Raw genomic sequence first — 16,721 nt, forward strand, 5'->3', positions numbered from 1 at the left:
GCCTCAACCCTGCCCGGGCGGGGGCGTCAGACCGTGTACAGCTCCTCGATGTCCTGCGCGTACGCCTGCACGATCGCGCTGCGCCGCAACTTCAGCGAGGGCGTCACCAGGCCGCCCGCCGCGGTGAATTCGCGCGGCAGGATCCGGAACGCGCGGATGGACTCGGCCCGCGAGACGGCGCTGTTCGCCGCCGTCACGGCCCGCTGGATCTCGTGGTGCAGATCCTGATCGGCCAGATCAGGTACGGGATGTGACGCCCCGTCGGCCCGTCTCCCCGCCTGCCCCGCACTGCCGGCTGCGGGTGCCTCCTTGCCGCGCAACCGGAGCCAGTGGTGCAGCGCGTCCGGGTCGAGGGTGATCAGCGCGGCGATGTACGGCCGGTCGTCGCCCACCACCAGGCACTGCGAGACCATGGAGTGCGCACGGATACGCTCCTCCAGCACGTACGGGGACGTGCTCTTGCCGCCGCTGGTGATGATGATGTCCTTCTTGCGGCCGGTGATGACGAGGTGGCCGGCGTCGTCGAGGTGTCCGATGTCGCCGGTGGCGAACCAGCCGTCCTGAAGCACCGCCCCCGTGGCCCCCGGGTCGTTGTGGTAGCCGGCGAAGACCACACCGCCGCGCACCCAGACGTCCCCCTCCTCGCCGATGTGCACGGCGCACCCGGGCAGCGGCCGGCCCACCGTCCCGAACCGTACGCGCCCCACGGGCTGGCCGGTGACGGCCCCGGTCGTCTCGGTGAGTCCGTAGCCCTCGTAGATGGTGATCCCGGCGCCCGCGAAGAGCAGGCCGAGTTCGCGGCGGAGCGAGGAACCGCCGGAGACGGCGTAGCGGACACGGCCGCCCAGCACCGCCCGCAGTCTGGTGAAGACCATGCGGTCGAAGACGGCGTGCGCGGCGCGGAGCATCGGGCCGGGGCCCGGGCCGCGTCCCATGTGCCGGCGCTCGATGGCTTCCGCGTAGCGTTCCGCGACGTCGGTGGCCCGGTCGAACAGCTCACCCCTGCCGCTCTCCTCGGCGACCTGGCGCGCCCGGCTGTAGATCTTCTCGAAGATGTAGGGGACGGCGAAGACGAAGGTCGGGCGGAACGAGGCGAAGGCGGGGAGCAGTTCGGACGGCGCGAGGTCGGGCTGGTGGCCGAGGGTGACGCCGTTACGGATGCAGAAGACCTGCACCATCAGCCCGTAGATGTGCGACAGCGGGAGGAAGGCGAGCAGGGACGGCTGTTCGCCGCGCTCGGCCAGGATGGTGTTCCATCCGGCGAAGAGGGTGTCGCATTCGGCCATGAGGTTGGCGTGGGTGATCACGCATCCCTTGGGGCGTCCGGTGGTGCCCGAGGTGTAGGTGATGGTGGCGGTGGAGTCGGGCCCCACGGCGTTGCGGTGACGGCCCACCAGCGCGTCCGGGACGTCCCGCCCCTCCTCGGTCAGCTGCTCGACGCAGCCGGCGTCGAGCTGCCACATCCGGCGCAGCGGGAGGCCGCCGCAGGCCGCGCCCACGCTCATCGCGTGGTCCTCGTGCTCGACCACGACGGCCGCCACCTCCGCGTCGGCGAGGATCCAGCGGACCTGCTCGGCGGACGAGGTCGGATAGACGGGGACGACCTGGGCACCGATGGTCCATGCCGCGTAGCTGAACAGGGTCCACTCGTAGCGGGTCCTGGACATGATCGCGATCCGCTCGCCGAAGGCGATCCCGTTGGCGAGCAGCCCCTTGGCGAGCGCCGTCACCTCGTCGCGGAACGCGGCGGCGGAGACCTGGATCCAATCGGTTCCCTCCGGTCCGCCGCGGCGCGCGAGGGCCGGCAGGTCCGGGGTGCGCTCGGCCCGCTCGTGGACGGAGTTGGCCAGCCCACCCGACCGCGGGATCTCCACCAGCGGTGGAAGGCTGAAGTCCCGCACGACGACGTCCCCCTCGAACGAACTGCACAGAGCTGCCCTGCCGCGTGTGCGCGCGGCAGGCAGCGCACCATACCGGTCGGTCCGGAAGCTGCCTAGGGGGGTGAAAGGGGTTGCGTGCGCCGGGGTGCTCCGTCCCGCGTCAGGAGGACGGTGCCCGCACCAGTCGTGCCTGGACGGGGCGTCCGTCGACCGTCTCGAAGGCGACGACCGTGGACCCCTCGTCGTGACGTACCTGGCACGGCTCGCCGTCCGCCGCCGGACGCCAGCGGCCGCGGAGCGTCACCCGCAGGGTGTGTGGCCTGCTCGGGCTGGTGAGCCACGGGCGGGACCACGGGCTGAAGTGGCCGACGTAGGAGCCGTGTTCGTACTGGTCGGGGTCGATGCCCTCGTACAGCCGCAGGTCCGGATCGCATACGGAGAGGACGAGCGCCTGACCGTCGTCCCGTGTGAGCAGCATCGACGGGGTGTCCACACCGCGTACGGTTCCCTCGGCGAGCCTCCCGGTGGGCTCGAAGACGGCGTAGCCGGTGATACCGGTGGCGCGGTCGGTGACGACGTGCGCCGTGGTGTCCGCACGCAGGACCGAGTACGCGGCCCGCGCCGGGTCCGCCATGTCCCGGGTGAAGGCGGCCATGCGCTCGGGCGTGGCCCCGACGAGCGTCGCGTACTCGTAGCCCGCGCCCTGTGGCGCGGTGCCGTGCCGGATCCAGGCGGTGGCGAAGTCCCCGCTGGTGGGGGCGTCGGTGGCCTGGTCGCGGGAGGTCTGGGTGGTGCGCCGGACGCCGATGCGCCCGCCCGGCGGGAGGTAGTAGCCGAGGCCCTTGTCGTCCAGCAGCCAGAACGGGCGGTCGAGGGCGATGTCCGGCCGTTCGTAGGGGAGGTCGGTGACCGGTTCCGGCCCGTCCACATACGTCGGGTCCGCGGGATCGGCTAGCGCCGTCTGGAAGAGGGTGGTCTCGGTCTCGTGGGTCCGGTCGTCGTTGCGGATGCCGGTGCCGAGGGCGATGACGCGGTCGTCGAAGAGGAAGGCCGAGATGCGGGCGCGGTGCGAGCCGTCGTACTTGGGGTGCTCGCGGAGCCGCATCGCGAACATACCGTTGCGCCCGTCGATGGCGTGCGCCCCTGCGAACCGCTCCTCGGTGAGCAGCATCTCCTCGATGGTGCCGGTCAGGTCGGCGCGCAGCTCGGGCAGGGGCTTGCGGATCGTGGTGGTTCCGGGGCGGCGGTTCCAGTCCCAGCCGGCCTGGCGGTAGCCGCTGTCCGCGTTGGTGACGGGGGTGCCGCGGTGGAGGACCTGGATCTGGCCGTAGGTGTTGTAGCGGCCGTACCAGTTGGCGCCGTCGTAGACCTCGGTGCTCCAGAGGTAGCGGTTGTGCCCGCGGACGGTGATCAGCCAGTTGTCCCGCCGGTGGACGGCCAGGGCCGCGTAGTTGAGGGCCCAGGTGCCGTTGGGGTCGGCCTCGGCGGTGACGCCGCGGGCGGCGAGCCGTTCCGCCAGCCGTTTCTGACGGTCGGTCGGCTCGGCGGGGAGCAACCGCAGGAAGGCGGCGCCCAGTTCGGGGTCGTGGTCGCTCGTCCCGCCGGGTGTCCCGGCGAACGCCAGCCACTCGTACGGCGTCACGGACAGCGCCGTCGTGCCGCGCGGATGTCGGCCGGTGATCGAGATCGGCCAGTGGTGGGTGTTGGCGTACAGCCTCATCGTGAGCAGGGCCCGCTTCAGCCAGCCGTGGGAGCGGGCGGAGATCCGGAACGCGCCACCGCTCATCACGTACACCAGCGGGGCCAGTCCGCTGAATCCGTCGCGCGCGTAGTCCGGGTAGAAGCCGACGTGATGGAACGTGCAGCCGTCGTTCTTGACACCGTCCTGGATGCCGGGGACGGGCAGCAGCGCCGTGTCGAGCCAGGTCCGCAGGGCGTGCAGATACGCCACCTGCTCCGCCTCGGTGTCCCGCAGCAGGACGGCGGCGAGCATGCCGCGGAAGGTGGTGCCGAGGATGTCCATGATGCTGCCGTACGCCATGCGGTGGTCCCAGCCGCGGACGATCCGGCCGAGCCCGGACAGCCAGCTCACATCGGCTCGGACGGCGTCGAGCAGTCCGGCATCGCGCAGGACGTCGCGCATCAGGTGGACGGAGTCGTAGTAGCCGCGGGCGTCGTAGCCGAGGTGGTGGATGGTGCCCTGGCAACTGCCGTGCGTCCAGCCCTGGTCGCGGAGGTGGGCGACGATCCGCAGATAGAGCGCGGCGAGGGCGGGCCGATGCCCGGTGCCCGCGGTGTCGTGGGCCTGCGCGATCTTCTGCATCAGGTCGGTGACGGCGCGCAGCGTTGCGGCGCCGACGAAGGCTTTGAGGTCGCCGGCGATCTCGGGCGGGTAGGTCTGGGCCTGATAGGAGTGGACGGGACGGCCGGTGCCGCCGGTGCCGCGCTCCGGTACGCCGAGTTCGCCGACCTGGGCGGTCAGCGCCGCCACGTAGGCGTCGTCGACGGTCAACGACGTGGCCAGGTATTCCTCGTGATAGCGCGTCAGAAGCGTTCTCAGCGAGGCCCGTTCGTCGGGTGTGGGCGTGCGGACCACGGGCGGGCGCTTCGTCAGAAGCCGGTCGAAGAGGTAAAGGGCCTGCCAGTGCTGTGCGTCCCATGCGTCGCCCTCGCGGCAGACCTCGGGCACCTGGGCGTCGCGCGTCGGACCGTCGGGCCGGACCGCGACATTGAGCAGCATCTGATCGAGGTACAGCGTGCCGGACCGGCGCGGGGCGATGACGCGGACGGTGTCCATCTCGGGGTGCGGGCGGCCGTGCATGTCGTAGCCGTACCGCACCCACGCGGTGCGCCAGCCGCTGAAGCCGAGGCGGAAGTCGAACCAGGCGTCGGTGTGTTCGCCCCGCCCGAACTCGAAGCGCACGGTGTCGTCGACGGGCTTCTCGTTGAAGATCCACACCGAGAACGTGTCCACCGTGCCCTGCCACGCCTGGTCGTCGAGGGGGCGGTACGGGTCGGGCGCGTACTCCAGCCCGGCGCGTACGACGATGCGGGAGCGTGCCTCGTGGTCCCAGCGCAGCGCATGGCCCCCGCACACCGACGCCCGGTCGCTGATGCTCAGCCGCGAACCGCGCTCCGCCGTCATGTGCGGCGGGACGGCCGATTCGAGCAGGAAGGCGGGCGGGTGGAGGCCCAGGGCCCGCTGCTCGAGGCTCTCCGCGTCTGCGGCGGTCGTCATGGCGCGGGGGTAGGCCGCCGGGGTGGTTGGGTGGGCGGCGCCTGCCGGGGTGGCGGGGAGGACGAGCGGTCCGGCCGCGCCGACGGCGGCGGCCTTGAGGACGGTGCGGCGGGGTGTTCGTGGGGCGTCGTCCGACAAGATGCCTTCTCCTCGGGTCACTTGCCTTCCCTGACGTGCCTCTGAGCTGTCGAGGATTGTGTGGTGAGTCGTCGTCAGCGTCAACCATCGCGGGCGGCACGGTGGTCGGCGGGGTCCCGCGCCGGGAGGTCGGCCATTCGGTGACGGCCACGCGTCCGTCCTGGATCCGCACCGCGACCGCACTGCCCGGCTGCCGCGCTGCCACCCCGTACCGCCGGTCCCCCCTGCCGTCCGGCCCCGCCTGCCGTCCGCCAACCGGCCCAGGTTCCGCCGCGTCCGGACCGCCTCGATCCGCCGCCGGGCGCCGATCGGTGCGAACCTGAACGCATGGGTTGGGAAGAGGTCGCCGACCAGTTGTACGCGCTGCCGCCCGAGCAGTTCACAGCGGCGCGCGACAAGGCGGCCAAAGCCGCACCCCGCGGAGACGCTGCGAAGATCCGCGGGCTGCGGCGGCCCACCCTGGCGGCCTGGGCGGTGAACCTGCTCGTCCGCAGCGACCGTGACCAGATCACCGCGCTGCTCGGCCTCGGCGAACAGCTCCGCCGCGCCCACCAGGACCTCGACGGCAGTCAGCTGCGGGAGCTGTCCGGCCAGCAACGCAAGCTGGTGACGGCGCTGTCCCAGCAGACCCAGCGCCTGGCCACCGAAGCGGGCCGCCCGGTGGGCGAGAGCGTCCTGCGGGAGGTGGAGGCCACCGTGCAGGCCGCACTCGCCGACGCGGACGCCGCCGAGGAACTGGCCACAGGGCGCATGACCAAGGCCCTCACGCCGAGGGCCGGATTCGGCCCGCCTGTCAGCGCGACCGTGCACCGGCTGCGTCCCCGCGAAAGCGGCTCGGGCTCCCGCGGTGGCGGGCGCCGGGGCAAGGGATCGTCGGTGGCCCCGGGCCGTACTGCCTCCGTGACCCACCTGGCCGAGCGGGCGGAGGAGCAGGAGCGCGCCGAACGCGAGCGACGCGAGGCGCTGGAGACCGCCCGCGACCTCGAAGCCGAAATGGAGCGCGCCGCGCACGCCAGCGCGCGGAAGTCGGCGGACTCCCAGGACGAGCTGGCGGACGCGGAGACGCGGCGGCGGCAGGCCGAGGAGCGCGTACGGGAGCTGGAGGCCGAGCTGAAAGCGGCGCGGGCGGAGCTGACGGAGGCCAGGAGGGACGAGCGGAACGCACGCGTACCCGCCCGGCGGGCGCGCGACGAGGCGGAGCGGGACCGCAAGCGCGCCGAGGACGCCTCGGCCGACGTGGACCGGCTGGAGGCCGAGGAGCCGCGGAGCGGCAGGACACGGCGCTGACGGCCCCGCGACGGAAGCGGCCACACCGACCAGGCACCCAGGGGCACGGGAGCGGCCACGACCAGGATGGTTGCCGGATCAACCAGCGAGCCGAGGGGCGCACGCGGAGGCGCGTGGACGGGGCGCCGGAGCCGCCCGCTTCTTGCGGACCCTCATTGCACGGTGCGCGGTACACGCCTCCGCTTCTCCGTGCCGGTTCCTTTGCTCTCGGCGCCCACGCCACTTTCCATGACAGCACCCCTGACCTCTGCCGTCCAGGGCTCGCCTCCCGGTCCCTGAACGGCAGAGGCCAGGCTCGATGACGCGCTGCGCGGCCCGGCACCGCGGCCTAGGCTTCCGTGCATGAGTGCACACTTTGACGTCGTGGTCCTGGGCGCGGGCCCGGGCGGGTATGTCGCCGCGATCCGGGCCGCACAGCTGGGGCTCAACACAGCGATCGTCGAGGCACGGTACTGGGGCGGAGTCTGCCTCAACGTCGGCTGCATCCCCTCCAAGGCACTGCTGCGCAACGCCGAACTGGCCCACATCTTCACCCAGGAGGCGAAGACGTTCGGCATCCAGGTCGACGGCAAGGTGACCTTCGACTACCGCGAGGCGTTCAACCGCAGCCGCAAGGTGGCGGACGGGCGCGTCAAGGGCGTGCACTACCTGATGAAGAAGAACGGCATCACCAAGTACGAGGGCATCGGCAGCTTCATCGACGACCACACGCTGCAGGTGACGATGGCCGACGGCAGTACTGACACCGTCACCTTCGGGCACTGCGTCATCTCCACGGGCGCGACGACCAAGCTGCTGCCCGGCACGTCCCTGAGCAGCCGGGTGGTCACGTACGAGGAGCAGATCCTGAGCGAGGAGCTGCCGGAGTCGATCGTGATCGCCGGTGCCGGCGCGATCGGTGTCGAGTTCGCGTACGTCCTGCACAACTACGGCGTGCAGGTCACGCTCGTGGAGTTCCTCGACCGCATCGTGCCCCTGGAGGACGAGGAGGTGTCGGCGGAGCTGGCCCGCCGCTACCGCAAGCTGGGCATCGATGTGCTGCCGTCCACGCGCGTCGAGGCGATCGACGACTCCGGCGACAAGGTGCATGTCATCGTGACCACGGGCGGTCAGCGGCAGACCCTCGAGACCGACAAGGTGATGCAGGCCATCGGCTTCCAGCCGCGGGTCACCGGCTACGGCCTGGAGAACACGGGCGTACGCCTGACCGAGCGCGAGGCGATCGAGGTCGACGGCCTGTGCCGTACGAACGTGCCGCACATCTTCGCCATCGGCGATGTGACGGCCAAGCTCATGCTCGCGCACGCGGCGGAGGCGATGGGGGTCGTCGCGGCCGAGACCATCGGCGGCGCCGAGACGATGGAGCTGGAGTACGTGATGATTCCCCGGGTCACGTTCTGCCAGCCGCAGATCGCCAGTTTCGGCTGGACGGAGGCGCAGGCGCGCGAGCAGGGCTTCGACGTGCGGACGGCGAAGTTCCCGTTCAGCGCCAACGGCAAGGCCCACGGCCTCGGTGAGACGGCCGGATTCGTCAAGATCATCAGCGATGCCCGGTACGGGGAACTGCTGGGCGCCCACCTGATCGGTCCCGAGGTGACGGAGCTGCTGCCGGAACTGACCCTGGCCCAGCAGTGGGACCTGACGGTCCACGAGGTCGCGCGGAACATCCACGGCCACCCGACGCTCGGCGAGGCGGTCAAGGAGGCCGTCCACGGCCTCGCGGGGCACATGATCAACATGTGACGGAGGGGCGCCGCGTCCGCAGCAGGGCGTACGGGGTGCACCTCCGGGTGCACCGCCCCGTCCTCCGCGCTAGACCGCCCAGTCCAGCAGCAGCCCGTGCCGTCCGGGCGCCCTCAGCTGCGCCAGCGCCTGCTTCTCGAGCTGCCGCACCCGCTCGCGCGTCAGCCCGACCTGTTCGGCGACCTGGCCGAGCGTGTGCGGACGGCCGTCGTGGAGCCCGTAGCGGAGGGTGAGGACCATCGCCTCACGCGGCGGCAGGGTGCCGATGGTGGCGCGGAGCTGCTCGGCGAGGGCGCGGTACTCCACGACCTCGGGGGCCTGCAGCACCTCGGTGTCCTCGATCAGATCACCCACGACGCTCTCGCCCTTCTCACCGACCGGCGTGTCCAGGCTGATCACGTCGCGGCCGACGCGGCGCAGCCGGGTCACCTTGTCGACGGCGAAGCCGGTCTCGTCGGCGGCCTCCTGCGCGGTCGGTTCACGGCCGAGCCGGAGATGCAGGGCCCGCTCGGTCCGCCCGAGCTTGGAGAGGTCCTCGACGACGTGGACGGGCAGCCGCACGGTCCTGCCGTACTGGGCGACACCGCGCTCGATGGCCTGCCGGATCCACCAGGTGCCGTACGTGGAGAACTTGTAGCCCTTCGTGTAGTCGAACTTCTCCACCGCCCTCATCAGCCCCAGGTTCCCCTCCTGCACGACGTCGAGGAAGGGCAGACCGCGGCGGCCGTGCCGCTTCGCCACCGAGACGACGAGGCGCAGATTGGCCCGGATCATGTGGTCCTTGGCGTGGGCGCCGTCGCGGGCGACGGCCTCCAGCTCCTGCCGGTCGGCCCCGTCCGGCTCGCGCCCGTCGGCCTCGGCCTCGCGGAGCAGCGCGTCGGCGTACACCCCGGCTTCGATCCGGCGTGCCAGCTCGACCTCCTGCTCGGCGGTGAGGAGCGGGGTGGCGGCGATCTGTACGAGGTACTGGCGCAGCAGATCGGGTTCCTCGCCCTGCCCGGCCGGGTCGGTGCGGCGGTGAGCGGTGGCGCGCGACTCCGTGGGCATGGTGGCACCTCCTGACGCGAACCGTGGCCCACACGGGGTCCACCGGCGCCCGTCGGAACCATGGGCCACGAGCTTGCACGTACCCCTCACCGCCGCCCTTCACGCCGCTCCGGGACGCCTCGTACCGGCCCCTGGGCGGACGCGTGCCGCTCCCGGTCCGGCGCCGGCCGGCCGGGCCCCACGCAGTCATGGGAGCGCCCCCGCCACCGAGGGGGAGTGGGTGGCGGGGGCGCCGTTCGGGGGGCGGGATCAGCGCCGGGCCGCGCGGGTCCGGCGGTAGAGCACGGCACCGCCGAGCACCAGACCGGCGGCGGCCGGCAGGGCGAAGCCCGTCACATCCGCACCGGTGTGGGCCAGGGCGGCTTCGGTGTTCGTCTCACCGGAGTGCGCCACGCTCCGCGGCGGCGCCGGGGTGTCCGCCTTCGGCGGCACGGGGGTGCGAGGTGCCTCGGGGCGCTCCTCCCCCGGCGTGTTCGACGAGGTGTTGCTCTCGGCGCTGTTGCCGACGCCGACGACGTTCGCCGAGTTGCCGGTGATGTTGACCGGCACGTCCACCGGTACGCGCACCGTGTTGCCCGACGCGATGCCCGGGGAGCCCTCCGCCCGCGCCTGGGTGGCACCGGCGGGCTTGGCGCGGTGCGAGCCCTGCCCGTAGCTGCCGCCCGGCTCCTCACCGCCCGAGCCGTTCGTGCACTCGTTGCCCGAGGCGCGGTTGAGCAGGCCCACGACGTTGACCGTGTTACCGCAGACGTTGACCGGGACGTCGACCGGAACCTGGACCGTGTTGCCCGACAGCACTCCGGGAGACCCCGCCGCGGCGCCGACGGCACCGGAGTCGGCGTGCGCGTAACCCGCTGCCGCGGCCAGCACGCCACCCGTGGCCATGACGGTGACCAGGCCCTTCTTGGCGACCTGCTTCATGCGTTCCCTGCCTTCCAGTCATCCTCGCGGGGCACATGCCCGCACCGGGAACAACGGCCGCAGGGCCAATCGGGTTATGCCTCATATGCATTTCACTCCATCGAGTGGGCCGCTTATCGCTCCACCCGACGCCGCGGCAGACACCCGCGGAACGACGTACGAGCAGGGCCTGGCACCCCTATTCGGGCGGCCCGCCTCCCGCATCGGCAGCTCGCATCAACTCGACGTATGCGTACGCACATTGACGGAATGTCATGTGAAGCGGGAGGCAAACCGGATCACTGCTCGGCGACCGCGTTGCACCCGGACTCCCCTGGCACTGCGGCCGGTTCAGCGGCCGGTGGCGTCGAGCCTCGCCATCTCCTCGTCGCCGAGCGTCAGTTCGGCTGCCGCCAGTGAGTCCCGGACGGTCTCGGGACGGCTCGCGCCCGGAATCGGGATCACCTGCGGCGACTTGGCGAGCATCCAGGCCAGGCAGACGCGGTACGCGCTCACTCCGTGGTCCTCGGCGACCTCCGCGAACGGCGCGAAGGGCGAACCGGGCGCGGACGCCTGCCCGACGCCGCCCAGGGGGCGCCAGGGCAGGAAGGCGATGCCGAGCTGGTCGCAGAGGTCGAGTTCCGGCTCACTGGAGCGGAAGTCGGGCGCGAACTGGTTCTGCACGGACGCCAGGCGGCCGCCGAGGATGTCGTTCGCGAGGCCGATCTGCGCGGGATCGGCGTTGGAGATGCCCGCGTTGAGGATCTTGCCCTCGTCGAGGAGGTCGCGGAGCGCGCCGATGGACTCCTCGTACGGCACCTCGGGGTCCGGGCGGTGGAACTGGTAGAGGCCGATCGCCTCGACGCCCAGCCGCGCGAGCGAGAGTTCACAGGCCCGCTTGAGATGCCCGGGGCTCCCGTCCAGCGTCCAGGCGCTGCCGCCGGGCCGCACATGGCCGCCCTTGGTGGCGACCAGCACGTCGGCACCGCGCTCGTGGCTCGCCAGCGCCTTCGCGATCAGGCTCTCGTTGTGCCCGACGTCCTCGGAGCCGAGGCTGTACGCGTCGGCGGTGTCGATCAGGGTGGCGCCCGCATCGAGGGCGGCGTGGACGGTGGCGATCGAGCGCTCCTCGCCGGGCCTCCCCTCGACCGACATGGGCATCGCCCCGAGACCGATCGCGCTGACCTCGGCGGTGCCGATACGGCGAGTCTGCATGACGGGTGCCCTTCCTCGTTGCTGATGGAGATCCGTGCGCCGGACGGGTTCCCGTTCGGCTCCTCCAGCCTCGCGCCGGAAGCAGCCATCTGTCCAATAGAAGAATGTGAAAGCATTCAGCATCTACACTGCTGAATTGTGGAACTACGGCACCTCGAACACTTCGTCGCCGTCGCCGAGGAGCGTCACTTCACCCGCGCGGCGCAGCGGCTGATGGTCTCCCAGTCCGGGCTCTCCGCCTCGGTGCGGGCGCTCGAACGGGAGCTGGGGGCACAGCTCTTCGTCCGCACCACGCGCAGCGTCGAGCTGACCGGCCCCGGCCGCGCGCTGCTGGTGGAGGCCTCGCGCGCGCTGGCGAGCGTCCGCGCGGCCAGGGAGGCGGTGGCCGCCGTCCAGGGTCTGCTGCGCGGCGCGCTGGCCGTGGGCACCGAGCAGTGCATCGCCGGTGTGGACGTGGCGGCCCTGCTCGCCCGCTTCCGGTCGGACCATCCCGAGGTGGAGGTCCGGCTGCGGCAGGCGGGCTCGGCCGCCCTGGTCTCGGAAGTGGCCGCGGGCCGGCTCGACCTGGCCTTCGTGGCCCTGTGCGGCACGCCGCCCGAGGACGTACGCCTGCTGCCGCTCACCCACGAGCCGATGGTCCTGCTCTGCCACCCCGGGCACCGGCTCGCGGGCGCCGAGGTGGTGGAGTGGAGCGCGCTGGGCGGCGAGTCGTTCGTGGACTTCCATCCCGACTGGGGTGCGCGAGGGCTGACCGACCGCGCCTTCGCCGAAGCGCGTACGGAGCGTCAGGTGGCGCTGGAGGTCGGGGACGTCCACAGCCTCATCGAGCTCGTGGGCCACGGGCTCGGCGTCGCCGTCGTCCCGAGGCCGCTCGCCCGCAAGCCGCAGGCGGAAGGGCTGTCGGAGGTGCGGCTGGCCGGTGTCCCGGAGGCGGTGTGGGAGGTCTCGGTCGCGGTGCCCGACGGTGACCGGGTCGGCCCCGCCGCCCGCGAACTGCTCACCTACCTCGGCGCCGACCCGACCTGACGGCCCGTCCGGACCCGTCAACGGTTCGGCGGCGGGCCGGCGTGCCGCCACCCGCCGCCGAGACGTTCACCGATGTCCGGGCCCGCCGGCCCTCACATCGTCTCGATCTTCATGTAACGCCGGATCTCGGGCGCCTCCGCCAGGAGGGCCGTGACCACGGCGGCTGCCAGAAGGCCGAGCGTGGCACGCACCACGACCGCAGGAATGAAGATGCCGTTCTTCATCGGGGACTCACCTCCTCTCCCCTGAGCAACTCCCCCACGAGGGACTCGACCAGGCCGACGGCCTCGTCGACAGCCGCCTTGACGGGCGGGCTCAGTCCGACGACCACATCCGGCTCGTCGCCGTTCATCCGCACCATCGGCTCGCAGCCGACGACGAGGATCCGGGGCAGCGGTCCCTCGCCCAGGTGGCGGGCGAGCGCCAGGACCTTGACGGGGTCCATGGCGTGGGCCTCGGGCGCGACGTCCCCTTCGGCGACGTCCGGCTCGATGACGCTGAGGGTGCCGGGTGCCAGACCGCGCGGGGCCGCGTCGACGAGGAGGGCGACGTCGTACCCGTCGAGCAGCCGGTAGGCGAGGTCCATGCCGCGGATGCCGAAGTCGGCGACGTGCACGCTGCCCGGCAGGGCGACGCCGCCGAGCGCCGCGGCCACCGCCGGCCCGAACCCGTCGTCGGCCATGAAGACGTTGCCGATGCCGGCGACGAGGATCCGCGTACGGGAGGGGCTGTCGCCGACGGCCGGTTCCACGGGCTCCAGCTCGTCCGGCGCGAAGAAGAAGCGGTGACCGATCTGGCCGCTCGACCCGAAATCGCGGCCCGGGTCGCCCTCCAGCACCACCGCGACGTGGATGTTGCCCTCGAAGTCCTCCTCGACGCCGTCCACTTCGGCGATACGGCCGGTGAGCGCCAGGTCGAAGATGTCCGCGCTGCGCGTGGGCCTGAGCCGCACCCGGCTGCCCTTGCGGACGGTGATCCCGTCCACCGTGACGGTCCGGGTCCGGGACAGCCTCACGTCGTCCCGCGTCTGCTCGCTCACACGTCCTCCAAGGGCCGGAACTCGCGGATGGTCCCGTGCAGGGCGATCAGTTCGTCGGGGGTGAGCCCGGCGCAGCGGTCCAGGATCTCCCGCGCCCTCGGGTCGGCCGCCCGGGCCTCCCGCTGCTCCTCCTCGGTCATGCTGAGCACGCTGAGGACGAGGAGCTGGTCGATCTCGGTGCCGTCGAACAGGTCGCCGGGGCTCTCGGGCGCGACCGCGGGGAAGTCGTAGAGCGTGACCGGCGAGGAGAGCACGGTGCCCGCCCCCTCCTCGGTGTCGCCTTCGCCGACGAGAACGGGCCACGTCCCCTGGTTCTCACAGGACTTGGCCTCGACGACCAGCCGCTCGGGCGGGTCGATGAGCGAGACGAAGCGCCCCGGGGCCGCGTCCAGCACGGTGTGCGTCGAGACGAACGCGTAGGCCGCGGCCGCCTCGCGGGCGTGCCGGGAGCCCGGGGCGGGCACGGTGCACGGGGTGCTGTTCTCCACGCGTACGGTCAGCCGGTGCACGTCGTCGGCGACGCGCTCGGCGGCGACCTCCACCGTGCCGGTCAGCGCGTTCCAGCCACGGACGAGCGCCCCGACGCGCCGGCCCGAGGCGTCGGTCAGGTCCTCGTGGTCGGTTCCCGCCGCGATGTCGACGGCTGTCGTGACGGGCGCGGCGAGGGCGGCGCTCAGGCTCACCGACACCGGCACCTCGCGCTCGGTCGCCTCCTGCCACGCCACGTGGCGCTCGCCGTCCACCGTCAGTTCGTCCACGGCCTCGGGCCCTTCGGGCCCTTCCCGCAGCACACCGCGGTCGACCACGTGCAGGAACCGCACGCGGACCGACACCTGGGATGCGGCGGGACCCTCGATGAGGACCTGGGTCTGCATACGGCTCGGCTCGCCCAGTCCGACGGCGCAGGACCGCGGGAAGACCCCGCCGAAGGTCCAGCGCTTGGTGTTCTTCAGAGCGGACCTGCGGTAGGGCCACAGCAGATAGCCCTCGTAGAGGCAGGTGCGCACGATCTTCTCCACGGCGTGGTCCGCGGTCTGCGGTACGGCGGCCTGCTTCACTGCGTCCATGGCGCTCCGGCGGTTGCGGGGAGTGAGGGAAGGTCGGGAACTGCGGGGCTGCCGGCGCCGTGCGGCGCCGCGTCGAGCAGGCTGCGGACGGTGGCGTCCCAGCCCACGTGGACACCGCCGGCGCGGTACGCGTCGAGCCGGTCGTAGGTCTCGCGGGAGAGCCGCAGCCAGGGGCTGCCGTCGAAGTACCGGTCGATCAGCTCGTGCCAGAGCCCGGCGGGGAGGCGGAAGGCGGCGTCGCTGTTCCAGGAGATCTGCGCGGTGCGCATCCCCCCGTCCGGCGCCTCGTAGAAGATCGTTCCGTTGAAGAGGAAGTCCAGCGGCACGTCGCCGTCGCGGACGGCGCGCAGGTACTTGGTGACGGCGAGCTCGGTGTCGTAGGTGCAGGGAACGTGGAGGCCGACCGTGGTGCTCTCGTCGAACGGAGGCACCACGACGGTGACTTGGGTCCAGGACAGCGGCCGTACGGTGCTGCCCCAGCGCTGCGGCTCGCCGAACAGCTCAGCCAGCGCCCGCTGTTCGGCGGCGTCGTAGCGACGGCGTGCGACGTCGATGCGGACGGCGGTCGTGAGGCTGACCGAGCGGACGGGCCCGCCGCCCGCCCGCCGGATCTCCAGACCGAACCTCAGCGTGGGGACGGACGCGAAGCGCTCGGGTTCCACTCCCGTGACCGTGAAGACCAGGTCCGGGATCGCGTGCTGCGCGGTCACGCCGGGGGGAGGTTGGGCATGTCGGGGTCGACCGGCTCGTGGTGCTTGGCGTTGATCCCTGTGGACCTGCGGGCCGTGGACCGGTCGTCCTGCCGTTCACCCCGCTGGCGCTTGCGGCTCCCGGTGTTGCCGCTCCGGACGCCCTTCGTGTGCGCCGTCCTGTCGGGCTTGACATCGGCCTTGCCTACGTTGATGTCGGCCATGACGCCTCCTTGGCTGCTGGGTGGGGATCGGTGGAGAGGTCGCGGAAGAAGCCTTCGATCTGCTGCCATACGTCGGGACCGCCGCCCAGTCCCTTCCAGTGTGCGCGCACCAGCGCGACCAGGCGATAGCAGTCGTCCAGCGGCACCAGCCAGTGCTCCCGGGCACCGCGCGCCCGGTTGACCAGCAGGGCCTCCACGTCGTCGGAGAGGTCGTCCAGCGCCGGGTGGGAGGACCGCACCTCGGCCCAGCTCTGCGGGTCGACGGTGGACCGCAGTACGCCCAGCGGGCTGGGATAGCCGACCGAGACCTCGCCCGTGGCCTCGGCGCGTGTGAAGAACGCCAGGTCGACGGGGACCCCGAGGCCGGCCCACACCATGGCGTCGATCTCGCAGCCGTCCAGCCGCAGCCGCCGCTGCGGCAGCAGCCGGTAGTGGGCGCCCCCGGCCTCCTTGCGGTCGAACAGCAGGGAGCAGGCGCGGCAGGCGCAGGAGACCTGGCCGTCCTGGACGTCCACCAGATGGCGGTGGTCCGGGGCGAGCGCCTCCGCGCAGAGGTCGCACCGTTCCGGCGCGGCGGACCCCGCCGTCCCTCCCGGCTGCTCTGAGCGGGAGGGACGGCGGGCGAGACTCCGCAGCCGGGGCGCGGCGAAGGAGGAGGCGGTCACCCGGCACCGCGTCCGGTGAGCGTGCCGCTCCGGAAGAGCGCGTCGACGGGGATGAGTGTCTCCGGCTCCGCCGCCTGCACGGTCTCGATGTCGATGCGTCCGGCGTCGGGGGCCGCGCCGCCCACGGCGTCCCGTACGGTCTGCTCGAGGACGTCCGGCGAGGACCCGCAGCCGCGGCCGCCGCCCTGGACCCGGATCCGTACGGCCTCGTCCGTCGTCTCCACCAACTCGGCGTCGCCGCCCAGCGATCGGAGCTGCGGGCGGATCTGCTCGACGGCCCGGCGGACGCGGACGTCCGCCGGGTCGGGGTGCAGATCGTGCACGAGCAGCAGATGGCCGACGAGTTCGTCCTCGGCGAGCCGCCGCGCCAGGGCCTCGCCGCCCTCGTCGGACGCGGCGTGCTCCATGACCCGGCCGAGGCATTCCCCGTAGAGGTCGACCAGCGCCTCGACGCACTCCAGGGCGCGTCGGGACGCGACGTTGTCCGGCAGGGTGTCCAGGCCGGACAGCAACTCCTCGGTGCGCGCCACGTGCCGGCGCGCGTTCTCCTCTTCCCAAGGCAT

General features: G+C 72.3%; 15 protein-coding genes. 3 read left to right on the forward strand and 12 right to left on the reverse strand.

What is annotated here, in order from left to right; genetic code table 11:
- Positions 1 to 26: 26 nt before the first annotated feature.
- Entirely contained in the window at positions 27 to 1,901 is a 1,875-nt protein-coding gene (locus ABZ822_RS30560; protein ID WP_360861304.1) for an AMP-dependent synthetase/ligase, read from the reverse strand.
- Between the two features lie 139 nt (positions 1,902 to 2,040).
- Positions 2,041 to 5,256, reverse strand: a complete 3,216-nt coding sequence (locus ABZ822_RS30565) for a chondroitinase family polysaccharide lyase (RefSeq protein ID WP_360861306.1) — start codon at positions 5,254 to 5,256, stop codon at positions 2,041 to 2,043.
- 327 nt (positions 5,257 to 5,583) lie between these two features.
- On the opposite strand from ABZ822_RS30565, the gene ABZ822_RS30570 reads away from it, so the two are divergent.
- Together ABZ822_RS30570 and lpdA are read left to right on the forward strand one after the other, a co-directional pair.
- Positions 5,584 to 6,543 (forward strand): hypothetical protein, encoded by a 960-nt coding sequence (locus ABZ822_RS30570; protein WP_360861308.1) that lies wholly within the window; start codon positions 5,584 to 5,586, stop codon positions 6,541 to 6,543.
- A 342-nt stretch (positions 6,544 to 6,885) separates the two neighbouring features.
- The gene (gene lpdA / locus ABZ822_RS30575; RefSeq protein ID WP_360861310.1) at positions 6,886 to 8,286 is read left to right on the forward strand and encodes a dihydrolipoyl dehydrogenase; all 1,401 of its coding nucleotides are present in this window, start codon (positions 6,886 to 6,888) and stop codon (positions 8,284 to 8,286) included.
- 69 nt (positions 8,287 to 8,355) lie between these two features.
- Here lpdA and ABZ822_RS30580 read toward each other — a convergent pair whose 3' ends face one another.
- The 3 genes from ABZ822_RS30580 to ABZ822_RS30590 form a co-directional block, all read right to left on the reverse strand.
- On the reverse strand, positions 8,356 to 9,333 hold the full coding sequence (locus ABZ822_RS30580; protein ID WP_360861312.1) for a sigma-70 family RNA polymerase sigma factor: 978 nt from the start codon (positions 9,331 to 9,333) through the stop codon (positions 8,356 to 8,358).
- 249 nt (positions 9,334 to 9,582) lie between these two features.
- Positions 9,583 to 10,254: a chaplin gene (locus ABZ822_RS30585; protein ID WP_360861314.1), complete on the reverse strand. Its 672-nt coding sequence runs from the start codon at positions 10,252 to 10,254 to the stop codon at positions 9,583 to 9,585.
- Positions 10,255 to 10,584: 330 nt separating this feature from the next.
- On the reverse strand, positions 10,585 to 11,448 hold the full coding sequence (locus ABZ822_RS30590; protein ID WP_360861316.1) for an aldo/keto reductase: 864 nt from the start codon (positions 11,446 to 11,448) through the stop codon (positions 10,585 to 10,587).
- A 138-nt stretch (positions 11,449 to 11,586) separates the two neighbouring features.
- On the opposite strand from ABZ822_RS30590, the gene ABZ822_RS30595 reads away from it, so the two are divergent.
- Entirely contained in the window at positions 11,587 to 12,474 is an 888-nt protein-coding gene (locus tag ABZ822_RS30595) for a LysR family transcriptional regulator (protein ID WP_360861318.1), read from the forward strand.
- Positions 12,475 to 12,566: 92 nt separating this feature from the next.
- Here ABZ822_RS30595 and ABZ822_RS30600 read toward each other — a convergent pair whose 3' ends face one another.
- Genes ABZ822_RS30600 through ABZ822_RS30630 form a run of 7 tightly spaced genes read right to left on the reverse strand, consistent with a single transcriptional unit; the run spans position 12,567 to position 16,721 of the window.
- A complete protein-coding gene (locus ABZ822_RS30600; protein WP_360861320.1) occupies positions 12,567 to 12,698 on the reverse strand; it encodes a hypothetical protein in 132 nt (43 codons plus the stop codon).
- Complete coding sequence (locus tag ABZ822_RS30605) at positions 12,695 to 13,513, reverse strand: hydrogenase maturation protease (RefSeq protein WP_360861322.1); 819 nt, start codon at positions 13,511 to 13,513, stop codon at positions 12,695 to 12,697. Before ABZ822_RS30605 ends, ABZ822_RS30600 begins: the two co-directional genes overlap by 4 nt.
- The gene (locus tag ABZ822_RS30610) at positions 13,510 to 14,580 is read right to left on the reverse strand and encodes a hypothetical protein (protein ID WP_360861324.1); all 1,071 of its coding nucleotides are present in this window, start codon (positions 14,578 to 14,580) and stop codon (positions 13,510 to 13,512) included. The genes ABZ822_RS30605 and ABZ822_RS30610 overlap by 4 nt, the downstream gene beginning before the upstream one ends.
- On the reverse strand, positions 14,568 to 15,290 hold the full coding sequence (locus tag ABZ822_RS30615; protein WP_360861326.1) for a DUF6084 family protein: 723 nt from the start codon (positions 15,288 to 15,290) through the stop codon (positions 14,568 to 14,570). Before ABZ822_RS30615 ends, ABZ822_RS30610 begins: the two co-directional genes overlap by 13 nt.
- Positions 15,287 to 15,493 (reverse strand): hypothetical protein, encoded by a 207-nt coding sequence (locus ABZ822_RS30620; RefSeq protein ID WP_360861328.1) that lies wholly within the window; start codon positions 15,491 to 15,493, stop codon positions 15,287 to 15,289. The genes ABZ822_RS30615 and ABZ822_RS30620 overlap by 4 nt, the downstream gene beginning before the upstream one ends.
- Positions 15,475 to 16,158 carry a DUF5947 family protein gene (locus ABZ822_RS30625; protein WP_360861330.1) on the reverse strand — a complete coding sequence of 228 codons (684 nt, stop codon included), beginning with the start codon at positions 16,156 to 16,158 and terminating at the stop codon, positions 15,475 to 15,477. The genes ABZ822_RS30620 and ABZ822_RS30625 overlap by 19 nt, the downstream gene beginning before the upstream one ends.
- Positions 16,155 to 16,721 carry a NifU family protein gene (locus tag ABZ822_RS30630; RefSeq protein WP_360861332.1) on the reverse strand — a complete coding sequence of 189 codons (567 nt, stop codon included), beginning with the start codon at positions 16,719 to 16,721 and terminating at the stop codon, positions 16,155 to 16,157. The genes ABZ822_RS30625 and ABZ822_RS30630 overlap by 4 nt, the downstream gene beginning before the upstream one ends.

The organism is Streptomyces sp. NPDC047108 (assembly GCF_040643575.1).
In the GTDB taxonomy this organism is placed as follows: Bacteria; Actinomycetota; Actinomycetes; order Streptomycetales; family Streptomycetaceae; genus Streptomyces.

Coding starts and splice junctions, on each gene's coding strand:
- ABZ822_RS30630 (WP_360861332.1), bottom strand. CDS start 16,721: ATGCCTTGGGAAGAGGAGAACGCGCGCCGGCACGTGGCGCGCACCGAG.
- ABZ822_RS30610 (WP_360861324.1), bottom strand. CDS start 14,580: ATGGACGCAGTGAAGCAGGCCGCCGTACCGCAGACCGCGGACCACGCC.
- ABZ822_RS30580 (WP_360861312.1), bottom strand. CDS start 9,333: ATGCCCACGGAGTCGCGCGCCACCGCTCACCGCCGCACCGACCCGGCC.
- ABZ822_RS30590 (WP_360861316.1), bottom strand. CDS start 11,448: ATGCAGACTCGCCGTATCGGCACCGCCGAGGTCAGCGCGATCGGTCTC.
- ABZ822_RS30600 (WP_360861320.1), bottom strand. CDS start 12,698: ATGAAGAACGGCATCTTCATTCCTGCGGTCGTGGTGCGTGCCACGCTC.
- ABZ822_RS30570 (WP_360861308.1), top strand. CDS start 5,584: ATGGGTTGGGAAGAGGTCGCCGACCAGTTGTACGCGCTGCCGCCCGAG.
- ABZ822_RS30585 (WP_360861314.1), bottom strand. CDS start 10,254: ATGAAGCAGGTCGCCAAGAAGGGCCTGGTCACCGTCATGGCCACGGGT.
- ABZ822_RS30620 (WP_360861328.1), bottom strand. CDS start 15,493: ATGGCCGACATCAACGTAGGCAAGGCCGATGTCAAGCCCGACAGGACG.
- lpdA (WP_360861310.1), top strand. CDS start 6,886: ATGAGTGCACACTTTGACGTCGTGGTCCTGGGCGCGGGCCCGGGCGGG.